Here is a 15,490-nt window from a genome sequence, read left to right as displayed (position 1 = left end):
CTCAGGCCTCAGCCCCTGCACCGGCGTCGGACTGTCCCCGCGCGATCTCGACCACCAACCTGTGCAGCACCCCCGCCGGCCCGCAAGCACGCGCACCACACACCACAACCTCAGCGAAACCCAGAACCAACCCCGGCCCCGGATCCCACCGGCCATCCGTGAAGCAGCCCCGGCTCAACTGGGCCCGCCACACCCGATAGCCGGCCACGACACCGGCCAACGTGTCAGCGCGCTGCCACGGCCCACTGATCCGGTGGTACTCGGTGATCAGGGCCCGCTGCGCCAGCCGCCGCGCCCGCGGCACCGCCGCCGTCACGATCCGGCCCAGATCGTGGACGATGGTCGAATGCATCGGCCGTTCCCCGGATCCCGCGACCATCTGTCCGGATCGCGTTGCCGCGCTGACCTTTTCGGTCAGGCGGGCGGGGTCGGCCACCGTGCGCCGGTCGAGCAGGATCCATGCCGCAGTGCTCGCGTCGTCATCGGGGCGGTCCCAGGTCACGCGCGATACCGCGCCGTCGGCGAGTTCGGTGATCTCGATTCCGCCGAGGGCGATGAACGGGTATCTGCCGAGCACATCGTCGATGGCCGCGGCAAGTTCGGCAACGGTCTGCTCCCCGATACCCGAGGTGTCGAACCCGACGATCCGGAAGCCGTACCGGGCGGCGAGCACGCGAGCGGCCGCCAAGGCCGCCGCATCGGTCTGCACCGGCTTGCGCTTGGCTTGTGCCGGTTCGGATTTGGACCGCCGCGGCTTGGTGGCGCCGCGGGCAGGGTCGGGCTTCGGCGCGGCATCGGCGCGGCGCGGGGGAATGACTTGTCCGGGTCGGCGGCTTCCGTTGCGCGGCCACGGTGTGCCGGTCGGGGATTGCTGCCACGGCATGCCGGTCGTTGGCCTCGACCAGGGCGTTCCCGCGGCCTTGCCGGCGGCGGGGCTTTGCGCGGGTGTGTCGGAGGTGGCGGCCGCGGCGGCCGCAGGGGGTATCGCCGTGCCGGGTATCGGCTGATTTTCGGTCGATGCGGCGCGGTCGCTCTGGTCTTGATCGGACGTCGACGGGACCGTCGAGCCGGGATTGCTCTGCGCCTGGTCCTGCGACTGTGCGGGCTGATACGGAACACCGGGAACATCGGCCGCGCCGGGTATGGCGCTGACACCGGGGATCGGTTCCGACGCGGTAGGCGATGATGGCGACACGGTGGGGGACGATGTCGAATCGGTGGGCGAGGATGCCGACGGGGTGACATTTTGGGTCTGCGTGCTCGGCTGGTCGGACGATGGCGCGATCGACGTGGGCTGGTTCGGAATGTAACTCGTCGGTTCGGAAGTGAATCCGGTCGGCGTGGGATCGCTGATTTCGGCAGCGGTTTCCAAGTCCTGGTTTTCGAAGGTTTCCGCGGTGCCGGAGAGCGCGCCGCTCATCTGCTGCAGGCGATCGACCAGGTTCTGAAACCCGGTGAGTCCGTTCTTGGCCGCGGGTTCGTACTGTTCGCCGAATGTTCGTCCAGGCTCGTCATTACCCCAGCACTCGCCCTCCGCGGTGAGTGCGGCCTTCAGTGTCGTCAGCTCTTGCCGCGCGCCGTCGGCCATGGCACTCATGTCCAGGGCCAGCGTTCGCAGCCGGTCCACATCGACCCGCAACGATTGATCCATGGCCCGCGATCCTCAATCTTGCGTGAGGGGAACTGAGGAGATCATTTTGCCGTAGTCGGCCGGACTCCCACTGTGCGATGTTCCCAACACTGGGGATATCCGGGGGGCGAAGGTGGTCGCTGATCCGCCACCACGTCGCATCAGTAACCCACGTAGTTGCCTCCGTTGTGCATCGCTTCGACACCGGGGACGTTGCTGACCGAACCGTAGCGGTGGATGGCGTACCGCACACCCGCGACGATATTGTCGACCGGATTCCAGATATCGCGATGTCCCGGCACGGAATACGCGTTGAAGGTCGGGTCGATGGTCTGCATCAGGCCCTTCGACGGAATTCCCTTGGCGGCGTTGCTGTCCCACAGATTGATCGCGTTTGGATTGCCGCCGGACTCGTGCTGGATGATGGTCGCGATATCGGCGGCGCTGATCTGCCTTGTGTCGTAGCCGTTTTCGCGAAGGACACGTAGTGCCTCGTTGATCCACTGACCCTGTTGACCGGACGGGCGGGTGCGCGGTGGACCTCCGCGTCCGACGCGGGCGTCGGGGTGGCTGCTGCGGCGCGGCGCCGTCGGCCGAGCGGGCCGTGAGTGCTGCAGATATCGAGTGCCGAGGGCGGCGATCCGGTCCGCGGTGAGCGCGGCGGCGACCTGTCCCTGTCCGAGCACGGTTCCGGCGCGCTGCAGGGCGTTGCCGAGCGTTGCTATCACCAACTGACGTCCGGCCGCGGAATCCGCGACGGTACCCAGTGCGGTCAATGCCGTATTGACCTCGGCGATGATCGAGTCGATGGCCGCGCGACCCTGGATCGTTGTTTCGGCCGCACCGCCGAGGAGTCGGCCCAGTTCGGTGTTCAGCTCTTGATGCGCGTCGGTCTGCTGGGTCCTATTGCCCTGATCGGCCGCATATCGCGGACTCATCTCCCCGTCCAGCGCCATCGGCCCGGTGGGGCGGTCGGCCGCGATGCGGGGCGGCGAGTACGGCTGTCCGGTATCGGCGGTGGGGTTGCCGTCGCCGTACTGGGCGGCGATTGATGCCAGTGCGCCGAGCGCGGCCGCCGCCGCGGGCATGCTCGCGGCGGCCTGCCAGGCCTGTGCGTCCGGCCGGGCTACCGACGTCGATGTGGTTGTGGGAGTTGATAACTCGGTTGTGGGTGCGGCCAACGGGCCGCTGCGGGCCAGCGGCGACGCCTGGCCGGCAGCGGGCGCGGGCGGCGTACCGCTCGGTGCGAGACCCGGTGCGCGTTGGCCGTTGCCGCGTGCACCCCTGGCGGGTTTGCGGCGTGGGGCGGTGGTCGTGGCACGCTGGTCGGCGAGCCGGGCATCGTCGACGCTGGGTTCCGGTGGTTCCCGCGGTTGCGGCGGTTCTCGCGTCGGAGTCGACATCAGTAGCCCACATAGTCGCGGCCGTTTCGCACAGCCTTGACACCCGGCACGTTGCTGACCGATCCGTATCGATTGATGGCGTATCGGACGCCTGCCACGATGTTGTCGACCGGGTTGTAGATGTTCTTGTGCCCCGACGCGGCCCATTGGTTGAAGGTCGGGCCGATGGTCTGCATCAGCCCCTTCGACGGAGTTCCGCTCGCGGCGTTGCTGTCCCAGTTGTTGGTGGCATTCGGATTGCCGCCCGACTCGTTCTGGATGATGATCGCGATGGCCTTCGGATCGATCTTGCTGATGTCATAGCCCATCGCTTGCAGGACCTGCAGCGCCTGCTGGATCCACTGGCCGACGGTGCCGCCGACGGTGCTGGTGCTGGTGCTACCGGGGTATTGCTGGCCGTTGAGGTTGTAGAGGTATTGGCCGGTGAGTCGGTTGATGGCATTGGCGGTGTCTTTGGCGCTGGTGGTGGTGCCGGAGACGATGGAGTGGGCTTTCTGGAGTGCGGTGGTGAGGATTTGGTGGACTTTTTGCTGTCCGGCCTTGGTGTATGCCTGGGGTCCGAGTTCGGCGAGGGCGACGTTGACCTCACGCACGAGAGCCGCGACGGCCTTCTTGTCGATCTTGTGGTTCCCGGCCAAACCGATGATGTAGGTCGCGAGTTGGTTATCGAGGTTGTTGAACGCGGTCGCGGCGTTGGCCTGCCACAACTGCCTGGCTTTGATCGAAGTCGCGGTGCTACCGGATCCGGATCCGTTGACACCCAACTCTTTACGCAACTGCTTGACCTCGGGATCGGTGGTGTCACCTTCTCCATAAACGGCAGCCAGCAGTTTCAACGTTTTCAACGCTTCCTCGGCCTCGGGCGACAACCCACCCGAACTCCCCGAATCACCACTGCTACCACCCGACCCCGAATCACCCCCACTACCTCCGAGTCCGGCCAAGGCCGACGCGATCATCGGCAGCATCGACAACGCCATCGCACCGGCCGGAATCGCCGACGCCAACACATCCGAACCCAAACCCTGATCAGGCTCGGGCTCCGTCGATGCCTGCTGTCCCGGCGCCACCTGCCCCTGCGGGGCGGGCGGCGCAGCCGCTTGCGGAGCCGCCGTGCCCGAGGGAGCCGAACCCGCCCCGGGCGCACCCGGCTGCCCCGACCCCGAATTGCCGTTCCCCGCGCCGGGATTCGCACCGGGACTCGTCGTTCCCGATCCGGCTCCGTTCTGCCCCGACCCGTTGGCACCCGGCGCACCCGGTTGCCCGGGCGCGCCGGGTGCATCCCCCTGCCGCCGTCCCTGCGGCTTACTCGACCACGGCGTGACCGGACTCGGCGACGAACCTTCCTCGGCCCCAGCATCGTCTGGATGCTCCTCGGCCGGTGTCTCTACCTCTGCGGGGCTGGTCACAGCCCACTGCCCGACACCCGGTTCACCTCGGCACGGGCGACATCCAGGTCGGTGTCCCCAGGCGGCAGGTGGTATCGGATCATCCGGCTCGTCCTCCTAGGGGGCACATGCATTCGGGAAACACTTTGGTTGTCAAGGCGATCTCTATCGTGACCGCCACCTGCGGTACTCCGATTCCCATTGCTGGGAATCCTCGACAATGGGGACGAGTCGAAAGGGAAGTCTCGCGCATGGCTGGTGGTTGCTCGCAACGCGCAGATAACCACACCACGTCGGATAGGTGATTGTTATGGGCTTGTTCGGTATCAGCTGGGGAACTATCGGTACCGCTGCGGCGGTCGGACTGTCGTTCATACCCGGCGGTGCCGTTGTGAGCGGCCTCGTTGGTGCGGGGGCTGGTGCCATACAGGCAATCTCCCAGGGCAAGGGTTGGGAACAGGTCGTTGAGAGCACCCTGGTCGGCGGTGCGCTCGGGGCAATCCCGGGTGGGTTGATCGGCGGCGCGGCGCGGGGCTTGATGGAAGGAGGGGGTGCGGCGCTCGCGCGAAGCTTCAGGGATATCCCGGACCTTCTGAGCCCCGGGATGGGTGGCGCTCTGGACAGGCTTGCCATGGCCGGGATGAATGTGGAGCGCCCGGTTCTGGGCGGCCTCGTCGCCGGTGCCAGTACCGCGGCGGGCTTGGCGGGATGGGACAAACTGCAGAACCAGATGCACGCCTCGTCGCAACCGGCCAAACCGGAGGCGCCGAAGAAGGATTTGCCGGCGGAGTTGCCGACAAGAATCATCAGTTCTAGTTCGGACGCTGGTAGTGGGTATACTCCGGCGCCGGAATCCAAAGCGGTCTGAGGCTAATACGCTATGGCCGATATGACAATGAATGATATGCTGATCCCCAATATGGCGGATCCGACTTATCCGCACGAATATGACTTCGCGCCCGTTGTCGAGCAAAACTACTTGATGGTGTATGACTTCTTCGACACGCTATTCAAAAGTTTGGGCAAGGGATCCAAGACCGACCCTCCCACGGACGATAATTTGCCGCTGCTCCCCAATACCGTGCCGACCAATCAGAGTCGTTTCTTTCAAAGTTACGCGTCGGTGGTGCTCGCCCTCAAACAAGCGGCGATCAACCTTCGGGACTCGGATAAGCGCCTGATGCCGCTGATTCAGGATGCAAAGAAGACCATCGATGACGGCAAGGTGGCGATCAATGCTTTGATCGACGAAGTCAATGCTGCTGCGCCGAAATATCCGCCCACGGGGATAACCGAGAGCGATTATATCGTTACTTATATCACCACGGTCTTCAAAGACGGCGAAAAGGCGCTGAACGATCTGAAGACGCGGCTGGAGCAGGCGGCCGCCGATGTCAAAGATCCGACGGATGATGGCTCGGATAAGACCCTCTCGTCCGACCCGAAGGATATTGACACCGGTAATTACGACACCGAAGACCCTGGTAATACCACTACCGACGATAGTGCATACACGCCGCCCGCTATCGATACGGGCGACGCCGACACGGGCACCGATACTACCAACGGCCTCGGCTCGACGACCGGCGATAGCAGTGATACGAGCGGCGTCGGCGACAATTTGCAGAATGCCATCGACAAGTTGGAGAACGCGGGTACCGGGTCGACCGATACCCCGACCACTCCGGCCGTGGATTCGGGTTCCTCTGGTACGGGCAGCATGATGGATTCGATGCTGCCGATGATGATGGCACAGGCCGGGCAGCGTAACGCGGCCGACAGCGATCTGAACAGTCGGCGCGACGAGCTCGATCCGAACCGCTACGAACAGTATCCCGGTGCGGCCGTACCCGTCACCGCCCAACCGGCGGTGGCTCAGCCCGCGACCGCCGCACCGGCGGCGGCGAACACGGCACCGCCGCAGGCGTCCTCGTCGCAGCCGGTCGGCGCGCCCGTTCGCGTGGCGGATGCCGACGGCAGCGTGGTCTACACATTCCCCGATGGGCGCACCCAGAAGGTGTCCGCGATCGTTGCCCAAGTCCTCGACGGCGCGTTCGGCAATGCCAGCGGCACCGACGCGCAGAAGGCGTACGAGAAGACCACCTCGAAGTGGACTGATAAGAAGCAGATCGGAGCCAAGGTCGATCCGTACCAGCTGATGACCGGCGACGTCGCCACCTGGGACAACCGGACCGCGATCCTCGTCGTATTCCCGGCCGAGGACGGCGGCACGCTCGAAGCGATCGTCAACGGGCAGCTCAAGCAGTTCACGCCGGAAATGGCCGACACCGCAGGCGAGTTCGGAACCTTCACCGGGTTCTCGCACCCGAACGGTATCGAGCTCGCCTCGGGCGACAAGAACGCTACACCCACGGTCCCCGGCGCGGGCGATCCGTCCGCGGCGGCGATACCTGTGGTCGCGGCACCCGTCTGATCGGGAGGCATCAGGTCGGGAACCGAAGGGTAAAGGGTGAGAGGAGGTAGTCGTGGCGCTGAATGTCGATCCGGGGGAGCTCGCCCGTGCGGCGGCGGCGCTCGCCGAGTTGGCGCGCGGCACTGGGGCGGCGTTGCCGAAGGGCTGGGTGGTGCCCGCGGGCACCGATCTGACCTCCGCGCATCGTGTGCCTCAGCTCAACGCGGACCTGGCGGATCTGAGCAACGGGATGCTCGGCTTGCTGAATGAGGTGCAGCGGACCGCGCATCACATCGGTGCCGCAGCCGTCGACTACAGCACGGCCGATGACGAAGGCGCGCGCGTGATCAATGGTTCGGGCGCGGACCTGGCCACCAATCCCGTGGGTGAGGTGCAACCGTTCAGTGCGCGCCAACTGCCCGACTTCTCGTTGCCGACGCCGGGTGGCTCGGTCGATCCGTTGGACTTCGCGTACCAGTTGCGCACCGGACCAGGTCCCGGTCCGGCCGCCGAATTCGCGAATTCGGTCCGCAAGTTCTTGACCGACTCCCATACCACGGCCACCTCGGGTCTCGATCAGGCAGCGCTGACGATGCAGAATTGGACACCGGTCGGCAGTGCGGCGGCCGACAAGCTCGCCCAACATCGCGGCTGGCTCGACCAGCTCGGCACCGGGCTGGGGAACTTGGCCGACGGCATCGACGCCTACCACAACGCATTCCGGGATGTGAAGGCCAAACACCCCACGCCGGAGGAGATCATCGCCGCGCGCAAGGAGCTCATCCAGGCGATGCGGTCCAAGAACCAACTCGCGATAACGAAGGCGCTGGCCAAGTTTCAGGAACAGAACGCGCGTTCACTCGAGGCGATCACCGGCTATACGACAGCCGTCAATTCGAAGCCGGGGACGGGCACCGGCTCTGGCTCCGACGACGATTCCGGCTCGGATTCCGGGTCCGGCTCTGGTTCCGGCTCCGGCGACAGCGGCGATTCCAGTGCGTTGACGCAGATGCTGCCCGCGTTGATGAGTGCGTTGGCCTCGGGCGCGACCGGTTTGTCGTCGGCGAACTCCGACTCCGGGGAAGACCTCGAGGTCGACCCCGGGATGCTCGAAGACGTCGGCGGATACGGCTACTCGGGTGGTGGCGGCGTCGGCGGTGGCGGAGGTGGGGGTGCCATACCGATCAGCGCGGTCGAGAACGTCGCGTCGGGCCGATCGGTCCAGGTCGGCGCGATGCCGGTGGTCGCGACGGCGGGCACGGCGGCCAGTGCGTTGCCGCGCACGTCGGTGATCGAGCCACTGCAGACCTCGTCGGCCGCTGCCCGCGGCGCGTCCGCGACCGGTAGTTCGCCGTATATGCCAATGATGCCGATGTCGCCAGGTGCGGGTGGTGGCGCGGGTGCCGGCGGTGACCGCAGTCGCGTGGTCGCCTGGCATCCTGATCGGCTGATGTACGTCGACGACACACCCCACACCGAGGCCGTGATCGGCGAGCGGCCGTCGATCGCTCCGACGGTGACATCGCCGACCCCGAGCCAGCACCAGGCACCGACCAATTCCGGAGGCACCGCATGAGTGATATCCACCCCGACGTGCAGGCGGCCCTCGACGCCGCCCGCGACCTGCGGCACCGGATCGCCGATCTGCGCGAGAAGATCGACGGCATCCGTGCGCGACGGCCCTCGCCGAGCGGTGCGGTCGTGCCCGAGGTCGACGCGATGGGGAAGCTCACCGGTCTCTACCTCGCACCGGGGACCACCGACCGGTTCGAGAGCGCGGATCTGGTCACCGAGATCATGGCCGCCATCCGGGAGAGCACCGCGGACGCGGCGCGCCAGTACGAGAACATCATGGACACCGATTCCTGGCCGGACTCGGCCGAATCGCGTCCGGAGGAATCGGCTACCGCCGAGTCGGAGCAGAAGGTATGACCGAAACCAGCGAGGTCACCGTCGCGGCCACCATACGGTGGCTGCACGACGAGGGCCTCGTGCGCTTGGCCGGGGTCGGTGGTCGCATCCCCAATCCCATTGCCGCCTACACCATCGACGTCGCCACCGGCAGCGTCGGCGTGCATCCGGCGACCGGGGTCGGTGTCGGGTCGGATGTGATCACGCTGGCCGCCGACGATCTGCCGTATCCGTCCGGCACGCCCAAGCGGTTGGTGATCGTCGGCGTCACCAGTACCGACTCGGTCCTGGTCGTCGATCTCGCGATCACCCACGCCATCGCGATCAACGCCGACCGCCCCGAAACCGCGGCCCGGGCCTGGGCGACCCAGCTGTTGCTCAATCCCGAGGTCACCATCACGACCAACAGCGCCGATATCGCGGTCGCCGCGAGTCCGCGATGTCGGCACCACTTCATCCCGGGCGGCGGCGCGACGGTGCTGAATGTCGATGACCAGCGCCCGCCGGTCACCACCGTCACACTCAACGCGACCGTGGAAGGTCCCGATCATCTCGATATCGCGCCGGATGGTTCGGGGGAGATGTATCTGGGCGCCCGGTTCTGGCAATTGCGCCAGGTGCTGAGCATTGACGATGCGGTGTGGACCGTACTTTCCGCGCGGCTGGAGGACTCCGATGACTAGGACAGATATGGACTCGACCGAGCTGGACGATTTCGATGCCGACGACCACGCGGCGTCGCCGGACTGGCGCAAGTTGCTCTACGAGGTGTTCAACCCGGACCACACCGTCGGTGTCGCCTGCGATCGGTCCGGTGAGGTCGTCGGCCTGCATATCACCGACGACGCCCGCGATAACGGCGATACCTGGCTGGCCGCCGAGATCGTGCGCCTGGCTCGGCTGGCGCACCTGAAGTCGCGGGTCGGGCTGCGCGCCGAGATGGAGCACAACGGCACCCGTCCCTACACCATCGATTCGTTCGATCTGCCCACCGAAGCCTCCTACCGAGTCATCGAGCAAACCGAGTTCGGCCGGAACTCCTGACGCCACACCCCGCACTTCTCCGGAACAGGATCCCGTATGAACGAACTGAGCATGGAAGCGCCGCACGTGGTGCTCGCGGCCCTGGGCCACTACACCGGTACGGCGCACGCGGTCGTCGCCGGTGTCGCGGGGACGACCGAGAATCTGACGGTGTCCCGGCGTCCGGAGTCGCCGCTCGATCACGCACTGGTCGCGAAGTTGCAGTGGATCAAGACCACCTTCGGCAACGCATTGGCGGCCAGTGGTCGTCGAGCCGAAACGGCGCTGCGGGAGGGCACTCATACCGTCAACGTGCTCAGTGCCGCGGATATCGCTGGTGGGCAAGAGGTGGACCGATCCGCCGAATCGATCTGACCGCCGGATGGAGCCGGAGCGCGAAAGCCCTTACTGGAAGGCCATTGTCGGTGAGAACTGGCCGGTGATCTCGCCAGGGGACTGGAGCGCGCTGGAAACTTCGGCGCGCGATGGCGCCGATGCGCTGGACCCGGACAGCCTCGAACGGGCACGACGCGGCTTCGACGACACCGTGCGCGCCAGCATCGGTCTGCAGCCGGTCAAGGACGATATGCGGGCCCAGCAATGGCATCCGCGCGCGTTCGCCGACGCACTGAATGCCGCCGCGGACACGTTCGGGGAATTCGCCGATCGGGTGCATCGGACCAGGAATCGGATTCTCGACATCGTCGAGGAAGCCGATCGTCGCATCGAGGCCGCGCCCGCAGCCGAGCCCGATGAGGACGGCGAGGCCGATGACGCGGCGCGTGCGGCGCGGATTCAGCAGCGCATCAACAATGCCATCGCCGAGGCGAAAGCCGAGGTCGAGGACGTTGTGCGCAGCGCGGTGCAGACCATCAGCCCGACCGGACTGCCCTGGCTGCAGCGGATCGCCGATGAGTTGGGGCAGCCGGGTCCGGGGGAGGCCGGATCTTCGGATGATCAGGGCGGCGGGCCGACGCGGCGGCACGGACCCGACGGTCATCATCCGGGCGGACGTCATCCCGGCGATCACCATCCCGATGCGCGGCATCCGGGAGTCCACCGTCCAGACGCACCGCTGCCGGGTCTGCCTACGCCGCTGAACCCTGATGTGGATCTCGGCCCCGGGATGCCACAGCCGACCGATCCGGCTCCAGCCGGAGCCGAACCGGCGCAGGTAGGCGATGGTCAGCAGACGCCTGGGCCGGTCGTGGCACCGGCCGTCTCGGGGCTCGGACCGACATCTACCTCGTCCACCGATGGTATTGCGGCCGTGAACTATTCGCCGACCAGCGCACCGGGTGCCGGGGATGAGACGTCGACGGCGGGAAGTGACCTCGGCGTGTCCTCGGGCCCCGCGTCGACGGACTCGACCATCGGCGGTGCGACGACCGATGCGAGCGCGTCGGCGGGCGGTCCGTCCGACGCCGCTGAGTTGTCGGCGGAAACCGGTGCCGCCGACGGGGTCCCGGATGCGCAGATGCCGTTCGCGCCCCCACTGTTCGCCGGCGGCGGCGCCGCGGCCGGAGCGGTATCCGCCGGGGCGCCGGGAGCGGTGTCGTCGGCTGCCGCGCCGACCGGGTCGACGGTTTCGGCGCCCTCGTCCCAGACTCGCCAACCCGTCTCGATGACCGATTCTCGGGGTGCGGTGCCGGATGTGCGCAGCTCGGCGCCGGACCAGCGGGTCGCGGCGGCCGGGCCGTCGAAAGTCACCGCTGTATCCGGAAATTCGGCCGGTGTCTCGGCTGCGCCGACCAAACAACCATTGCCGAACCGCAATACCGAGCAGGAGGCGGCCCATCCGAATTCGGGGCATAGCGATACCGCTGGCAGCGACGAACTGATCCGCGACGCGGTGGGAGCGGCGATGTTGTCCGCGGCCGCACCGGCGTTCGTACTCGGCGAGCGAGTCGACGGCGATCTGATGCTGGCGCGGACCATCTTGGGCGGCGTGCTGGCGGCGATAGGTCCGTCGACAGTGGGGTTGTCCTGGGCGGTGTCGGTGCTGCGCCACACCGGCGGGGTGAGCGCCTTCGTGACCTCGAACGAGGGACGCGGCTGGATTCCCGCCGGACTGTTCCTACCACGGGAGATTTCGACGCCGTGGCAGTGGTCCGAATCCGACGGTGCCTCTTGGGAAGGTATTGCGGATCCGGCCAGGGTATTGGTCGAGTTCGGCTTGGCCTGGGGGCGCAAATCGGGTGCCCGGATCTCGGCGCTGGCGTCCTCACAAGCAATCGACCCCGATATGCGCGGGCAGTTGGGGCAGGTACCGATGGCGGGTGAGGTGGCGGCCTCGACCGCGATGGATCTCGGGTCGCCCGGAGCGGGTCTGGTGGATCGGTTGGGTCTGGTGGCCGCGCCGCAAATGCTGGAACGAGTGTCCGGGTTTCCCGTCGCGCAGATAGGCGCCCGCTGTACCGAGTTGGCCGCGGATGCCCATGTGCGCCTGGGCAAATCACACATCGGCGCGGCGGCATCGCTGGGGGCGCCACAGCTGCGCGAGCGGATCCTGGTGGCGATCAAGCGCGGAGCGAGCGTGGCGGAAGCGTGGTGGGATGAGCTGCGCGACGCCGACGATCTGCTGGCAGCGTCCATGCTGGCATTGCGCACCGATGTCTCGCGAGTGGCGTTGGGGGAGTTGCGATCCGAGCACACCGACGGACGCTCCGGTTCCGACGCGGCCACCCTGCGGTCGATGGTCTTCGAACGCCGCTGCAACGAACTGGTGCTACTGCTCACGGCAGAGTCGACACGACAGTGCCTGCGCGATGCCGTGTACGCGCACGGTCAGCTGGTCGATCATCCGCTCTTCGTCCCGACCCCTTCCGCCGGGACGAATCGGGATCCATCGGGCCGTCGCCCGACTATCTCCGCGGGACCGACCACGCAGTAGAAAAGGAGCCTCGACCGCCGAACTCAGACCGCTCGAAGCATATTCGCCGCGACCGCCGCCTCATACGGATCCGGACCCCACCGGTAGCCGTAGCCGCGAATATTCGTGATCAACTCGGGGCGGTCCAACTTGGCGCGCAATGAGGCCATGTGCACGTACAGTTTCCGCGACACCGCCAGCAGTGAGTTGCCCCATACGCAATCCATCAATTGCTCACGGCTGACCACGATTCCGGGCCGCTCGGCCAGGACTCGCAACAACTCGAACTCCAGCCGGGTGAGTGGGATCACCTGTCCGGCCACCTCGACCCGACGTGCCGCCAGATCCACTCGAACGTCTTCGCTGATGACCGTTGTGCCGCGCGCGATGCTGGCGACGCCGACCCGTCGGGTCACTGCCTCCAGCCGCGCTGCCAATTCGGCGACCCGTGCCGGTTTCACTAGGTAATCGTCGGCGCCGTTGTGTAATCCGAGCACGATCGAACGCTCGTCGGCATGCTCGGCAAGCAGCACGACCGGTACCGAGCTGACCTCGCGCAGTTTGCGCAGCGCCTGCAGCCCGTCCATATCCGGCAGGGTGAGATCGAGGATGACCGCGTGATAGCCGTGGTGCGCCAGGAGCAGGTCGGAGCCGCGATGCTTGCGATCGACCTGGTGGCCATGGAGTTCGAGCGCCTCGGCCAGGGCGGCGCCGCGGTCGGCGTCATCGTCGATCATGATCAGCCGCATCCCGCGCACCTTCCCGCACGATCACGCCGAAGAGCGGCGAATGTGCAACATTGCCGCATCACACCGTGTCCGCGCAAGTGATCCCCTTGCCGCCATTGGGAAATTGGGGTCGAACGAGCCGATGCCGCTCGCCGTGAGGGCCTTCGAAGAGTCCCCAGCGATGGGAAGGATCGACAATGAGAGGAGTTGGTGGAGGGAAAGGACTGATAACGGCATGCCCCAGATGGAGATCGACCCTGCGGTGCTGCGTCAGCTGGCCCTCCAACACGACCAGGTCGCTCGCGACACCCGCGAATGGTCGAAGCAGCCGTCCGACTGGCTGGGCGCCTTCCCGTCGACGTATGGCTCGATCGCGGCTCCGGTTCACGAGGCGCTGGTGAAGTACTACGCGGCCCGTGAGCGTGCTGGTATTGCGCTGGCCAAGGAGCATGAATACACGGCCCAGTCGCTACGAGATTCGGCGGACGCCTATGAACGCGCCGATCAGGACATGGCATCGGAAATTCTCCACAACGGACACGACATCAGCGACCTGACCAACAAGCCGAACGACGTGCCGTCGACAGGTCCGAACGGCTCCGGTCCGTTCACACCCCCGCCCGGTGGTGGACCGACCTCGACCGATACTCCGCCGACATCGGTTGGGCCCAATGGCGCAGCGCCCGGTACCGGCGCTCCGGGTGTGCAGGGCGGTCCAGGGAGTTCGGTGGCTCCGCCGGTTTCGACCGAGCCGACGACAACAACATCGCCGGCCGGCAGCGGCATCGCGGCGTCCTCGACGACAACTCCACTCGGCAGTGGCGTGGTGCCGCCCGGATCGGTCACCCCCGGTCCATACGGGCCTGGCCCAGGGGCCGGACCCGTATACAGCGGATCGGCCGATGGCCAGTCCGCACCACCGCCTGCCGGGCCGACCGCCGACGCGATGCCGGTGGTGGTGCCGTCACCGTTCGCGGCCGCGGTCGCCGCGAACAAGGAGAAGGAGGCCGAACCCGCCTACGTGGTCGGCGATGCGGTGAACGACGATCTGGTGCTCGCCCGGACCCTGCTGAGCAGTGTTCTCGCGGCGGCCGATTCGGCAATGGGCACCGCATGGGCGGTGGCAGTGATGCGGGGCCCTGCCGGGACCGGCTTGTTCATCACTTCGAACGAAGGCCGTGGATGGCTGCCCGCCGGGGTGTTCCTGCCGCGGGAGGTGTCCACACCGTGGCTGTGGGATGAGATGCTCGGCGACGGCGACGGCAACGGATCGCCGTGGGAAGGCGTCGCCGATCCGGCGCGCGTCCTGGTGGAGTTCGGGCTGGCTTGGGGACCCAAGGCCAATGCCCAGCTCTCGGCGCTGGTGTCGTCGGGCCCGATCGATCCGGGCCTGCGGTCGAGGCTGGACGGCGTCGCGATGGCGGGGCTCGTCGGCCCGGCCTACGACGTCGATCTGCGCGAGTTCACCCCGGGCACGACCGATCGGCTTGGCTTGACCGGCTCCGTCGCGGCGCTGGAACACGTTGCGCAGGTGGCGGATTCGCAAGTGCGAACCCGAAGTATCGAACTCGCGACAGATGCTGACGCGCGAGTGGGGCGGTCGGTGACCGTCCCCGTCGCCGCTGCCGGACGCCAGTCGCGGCAACGGATCCTGGCGTTGGCGGAATCCGGGCAGCCGATCCCACGGGAACTCTGGGACGAATTGCGCGACGCCGACGACCTGCTCGCTGCGGAGATGCTCTCTCGGCGGGTCGACGTCGGCCGGGTCGGGTTGGGTGAGCTGCGCCTCGACAACGAGGTATCGGATTTGCGCGCACTGGTTTTCGAACGCCGATGCAACGAACTGGTACTGCTGCTGGCGGGCGAGCCGACCCGGCAGTCTCTGCGCGACGCCGTTTACGCGCACGAGCAGATCGTGGAACATCCACTGTTCGTGGAGGTTCCGGCCGCCGTATCCGTCGCGGACGTCGACCGTACCGCCGCGCGCCCGGCAGTCGTCCCCGGAGCGGTCTCGGCTCCGGCCGTCACCGCCGGTCCGCCCAGCGGCGCGGTATCCGCGCCGTCGACTGTCGTGCCCGATGTCACCTCGGAACGGCCCTGAACGATGCGCGGTGGACGACGG

The 15,490-nt window shown here is 66.9% G+C and carries 13 protein-coding genes; 9 read left to right on the top strand and 4 right to left on the bottom strand.

Going from position 1 to position 15,490, the window contains the following annotated elements; genetic code table 11:
* Window position 1: 1 nt before the first annotated feature.
* From OG874_RS22485 to OG874_RS22475, 3 genes are all read right to left on the bottom strand, one after another.
* Window positions 2-1,651, bottom strand: a complete 1,650-nt coding sequence (locus OG874_RS22485; protein ID WP_330257094.1) for a hypothetical protein — start codon at window positions 1,649-1,651, stop codon at window positions 2-4.
* Window positions 1,652-1,791: 140 nt separating this feature from the next.
* On the bottom strand, window positions 1,792-3,033 hold the full coding sequence (locus OG874_RS22480; protein WP_330257093.1) for a transglycosylase SLT domain-containing protein: 1,242 nt from the start codon (window positions 3,031-3,033) through the stop codon (window positions 1,792-1,794).
* Window positions 3,033-4,442 carry a DUF4226 domain-containing protein gene (locus OG874_RS22475; RefSeq protein WP_330257092.1) on the bottom strand — a complete coding sequence of 470 codons (1,410 nt, stop codon included), beginning with the start codon at window positions 4,440-4,442 and terminating at the stop codon, window positions 3,033-3,035. Before OG874_RS22475 ends, OG874_RS22480 begins: the two co-directional genes overlap by 1 nt.
* Window positions 4,443-4,731: 289 nt before the next feature.
* On the opposite strand from OG874_RS22475, the gene OG874_RS22470 reads away from it, so the two are divergent.
* The 8 genes from OG874_RS22470 to OG874_RS22435 are packed head-to-tail and all read left to right on the top strand — an operon-like array spanning window position 4,732 to window position 12,661.
* A complete protein-coding gene (locus OG874_RS22470; RefSeq protein ID WP_330257091.1) occupies window positions 4,732-5,289 on the top strand; it encodes a hypothetical protein in 558 nt (185 codons plus the stop codon).
* 12 nt (window positions 5,290-5,301) lie between these two features.
* Window positions 5,302-6,855, top strand: a complete 1,554-nt coding sequence (locus OG874_RS22465) for a hypothetical protein (RefSeq protein ID WP_330257090.1) — start codon at window positions 5,302-5,304, stop codon at window positions 6,853-6,855.
* 52 nt (window positions 6,856-6,907) lie between these two features.
* On the top strand, window positions 6,908-8,410 hold the full coding sequence (locus tag OG874_RS22460; protein ID WP_330257089.1) for a PPE domain-containing protein: 1,503 nt from the start codon (window positions 6,908-6,910) through the stop codon (window positions 8,408-8,410).
* A complete protein-coding gene (locus OG874_RS22455) occupies window positions 8,407-8,766 on the top strand; it encodes a hypothetical protein (protein WP_330257088.1) in 360 nt (119 codons plus the stop codon). The genes OG874_RS22460 and OG874_RS22455 overlap by 4 nt, the downstream gene beginning before the upstream one ends.
* Window positions 8,763-9,428 carry a hypothetical protein gene (locus OG874_RS22450; RefSeq protein WP_330257087.1) on the top strand — a complete coding sequence of 222 codons (666 nt, stop codon included), beginning with the start codon at window positions 8,763-8,765 and terminating at the stop codon, window positions 9,426-9,428. Before OG874_RS22455 ends, OG874_RS22450 begins: the two co-directional genes overlap by 4 nt.
* Window positions 9,421-9,789: a hypothetical protein gene (locus OG874_RS22445; protein WP_330257086.1), complete on the top strand. Its 369-nt coding sequence runs from the start codon at window positions 9,421-9,423 to the stop codon at window positions 9,787-9,789. The genes OG874_RS22450 and OG874_RS22445 overlap by 8 nt, the downstream gene beginning before the upstream one ends.
* 36 nt (window positions 9,790-9,825) lie before the next feature.
* Window positions 9,826-10,143, top strand: coding sequence for a hypothetical protein (locus OG874_RS22440; protein ID WP_330257085.1), 318 nt, complete (start codon window positions 9,826-9,828; stop codon window positions 10,141-10,143).
* A 7-nt stretch (window positions 10,144-10,150) separates the two neighbouring features.
* Window positions 10,151-12,661, top strand: a complete 2,511-nt coding sequence (locus OG874_RS22435; RefSeq protein WP_330257084.1) for a hypothetical protein — start codon at window positions 10,151-10,153, stop codon at window positions 12,659-12,661.
* Between the two features lie 23 nt (window positions 12,662-12,684).
* Here the strand turns inward: OG874_RS22435 and OG874_RS22430 are convergent, their stop codons facing one another.
* On the bottom strand, window positions 12,685-13,389 hold the full coding sequence (locus OG874_RS22430) for a response regulator transcription factor (protein ID WP_330257083.1): 705 nt from the start codon (window positions 13,387-13,389) through the stop codon (window positions 12,685-12,687).
* 214 nt (window positions 13,390-13,603) lie between these two features.
* Between OG874_RS22430 and OG874_RS22425 the strand changes: the two genes are divergently transcribed.
* The gene (locus OG874_RS22425; RefSeq protein ID WP_330257082.1) at window positions 13,604-15,469 is read left to right on the top strand and encodes a type VII secretion target; all 1,866 of its coding nucleotides are present in this window, start codon (window positions 13,604-13,606) and stop codon (window positions 15,467-15,469) included.
* Window positions 15,470-15,490: the final 21 nt, after the last annotated feature.

Origin of the sequence: Nocardia sp. NBC_00565, from assembly GCF_036345915.1 — a bacterium.
In the GTDB taxonomy this organism is placed as follows: Bacteria; Actinomycetota; Actinomycetes; order Mycobacteriales; family Mycobacteriaceae; genus Nocardia.
This window is presented reverse-complemented; position numbering and strand designations above follow the sequence as displayed.

What these genes read in the sequence shown, in the direction of transcription:
- OG874_RS22480 (WP_330257093.1), bottom strand. Translation starts at nt 3,033, where the DNA reads ATGTCGACTCCGACGCGAGAACCGCCGCAACCGCGGGAACCACCGGAA.
- OG874_RS22440 (WP_330257085.1), top strand. Translation starts at nt 9,826, where the DNA reads ATGAACGAACTGAGCATGGAAGCGCCGCACGTGGTGCTCGCGGCCCTG.
- OG874_RS22485 (WP_330257094.1), bottom strand. Translation starts at nt 1,651, where the DNA reads ATGGATCAATCGTTGCGGGTCGATGTGGACCGGCTGCGAACGCTGGCC.
- OG874_RS22450 (WP_330257087.1), top strand. Translation starts at nt 8,763, where the DNA reads ATGACCGAAACCAGCGAGGTCACCGTCGCGGCCACCATACGGTGGCTG.
- OG874_RS22430 (WP_330257083.1), bottom strand. Translation starts at nt 13,389, where the DNA reads ATGCGGCTGATCATGATCGACGATGACGCCGACCGCGGCGCCGCCCTG.
- OG874_RS22435 (WP_330257084.1), top strand. Translation starts at nt 10,151, where the DNA reads ATGGAGCCGGAGCGCGAAAGCCCTTACTGGAAGGCCATTGTCGGTGAG.
- OG874_RS22455 (WP_330257088.1), top strand. Translation starts at nt 8,407, where the DNA reads ATGAGTGATATCCACCCCGACGTGCAGGCGGCCCTCGACGCCGCCCGC.
- OG874_RS22470 (WP_330257091.1), top strand. Translation starts at nt 4,732, where the DNA reads ATGGGCTTGTTCGGTATCAGCTGGGGAACTATCGGTACCGCTGCGGCG.
- OG874_RS22425 (WP_330257082.1), top strand. Translation starts at nt 13,604, where the DNA reads ATGCCCCAGATGGAGATCGACCCTGCGGTGCTGCGTCAGCTGGCCCTC.
- OG874_RS22445 (WP_330257086.1), top strand. Translation starts at nt 9,421, where the DNA reads ATGACTAGGACAGATATGGACTCGACCGAGCTGGACGATTTCGATGCC.
- OG874_RS22465 (WP_330257090.1), top strand. Translation starts at nt 5,302, where the DNA reads ATGGCCGATATGACAATGAATGATATGCTGATCCCCAATATGGCGGAT.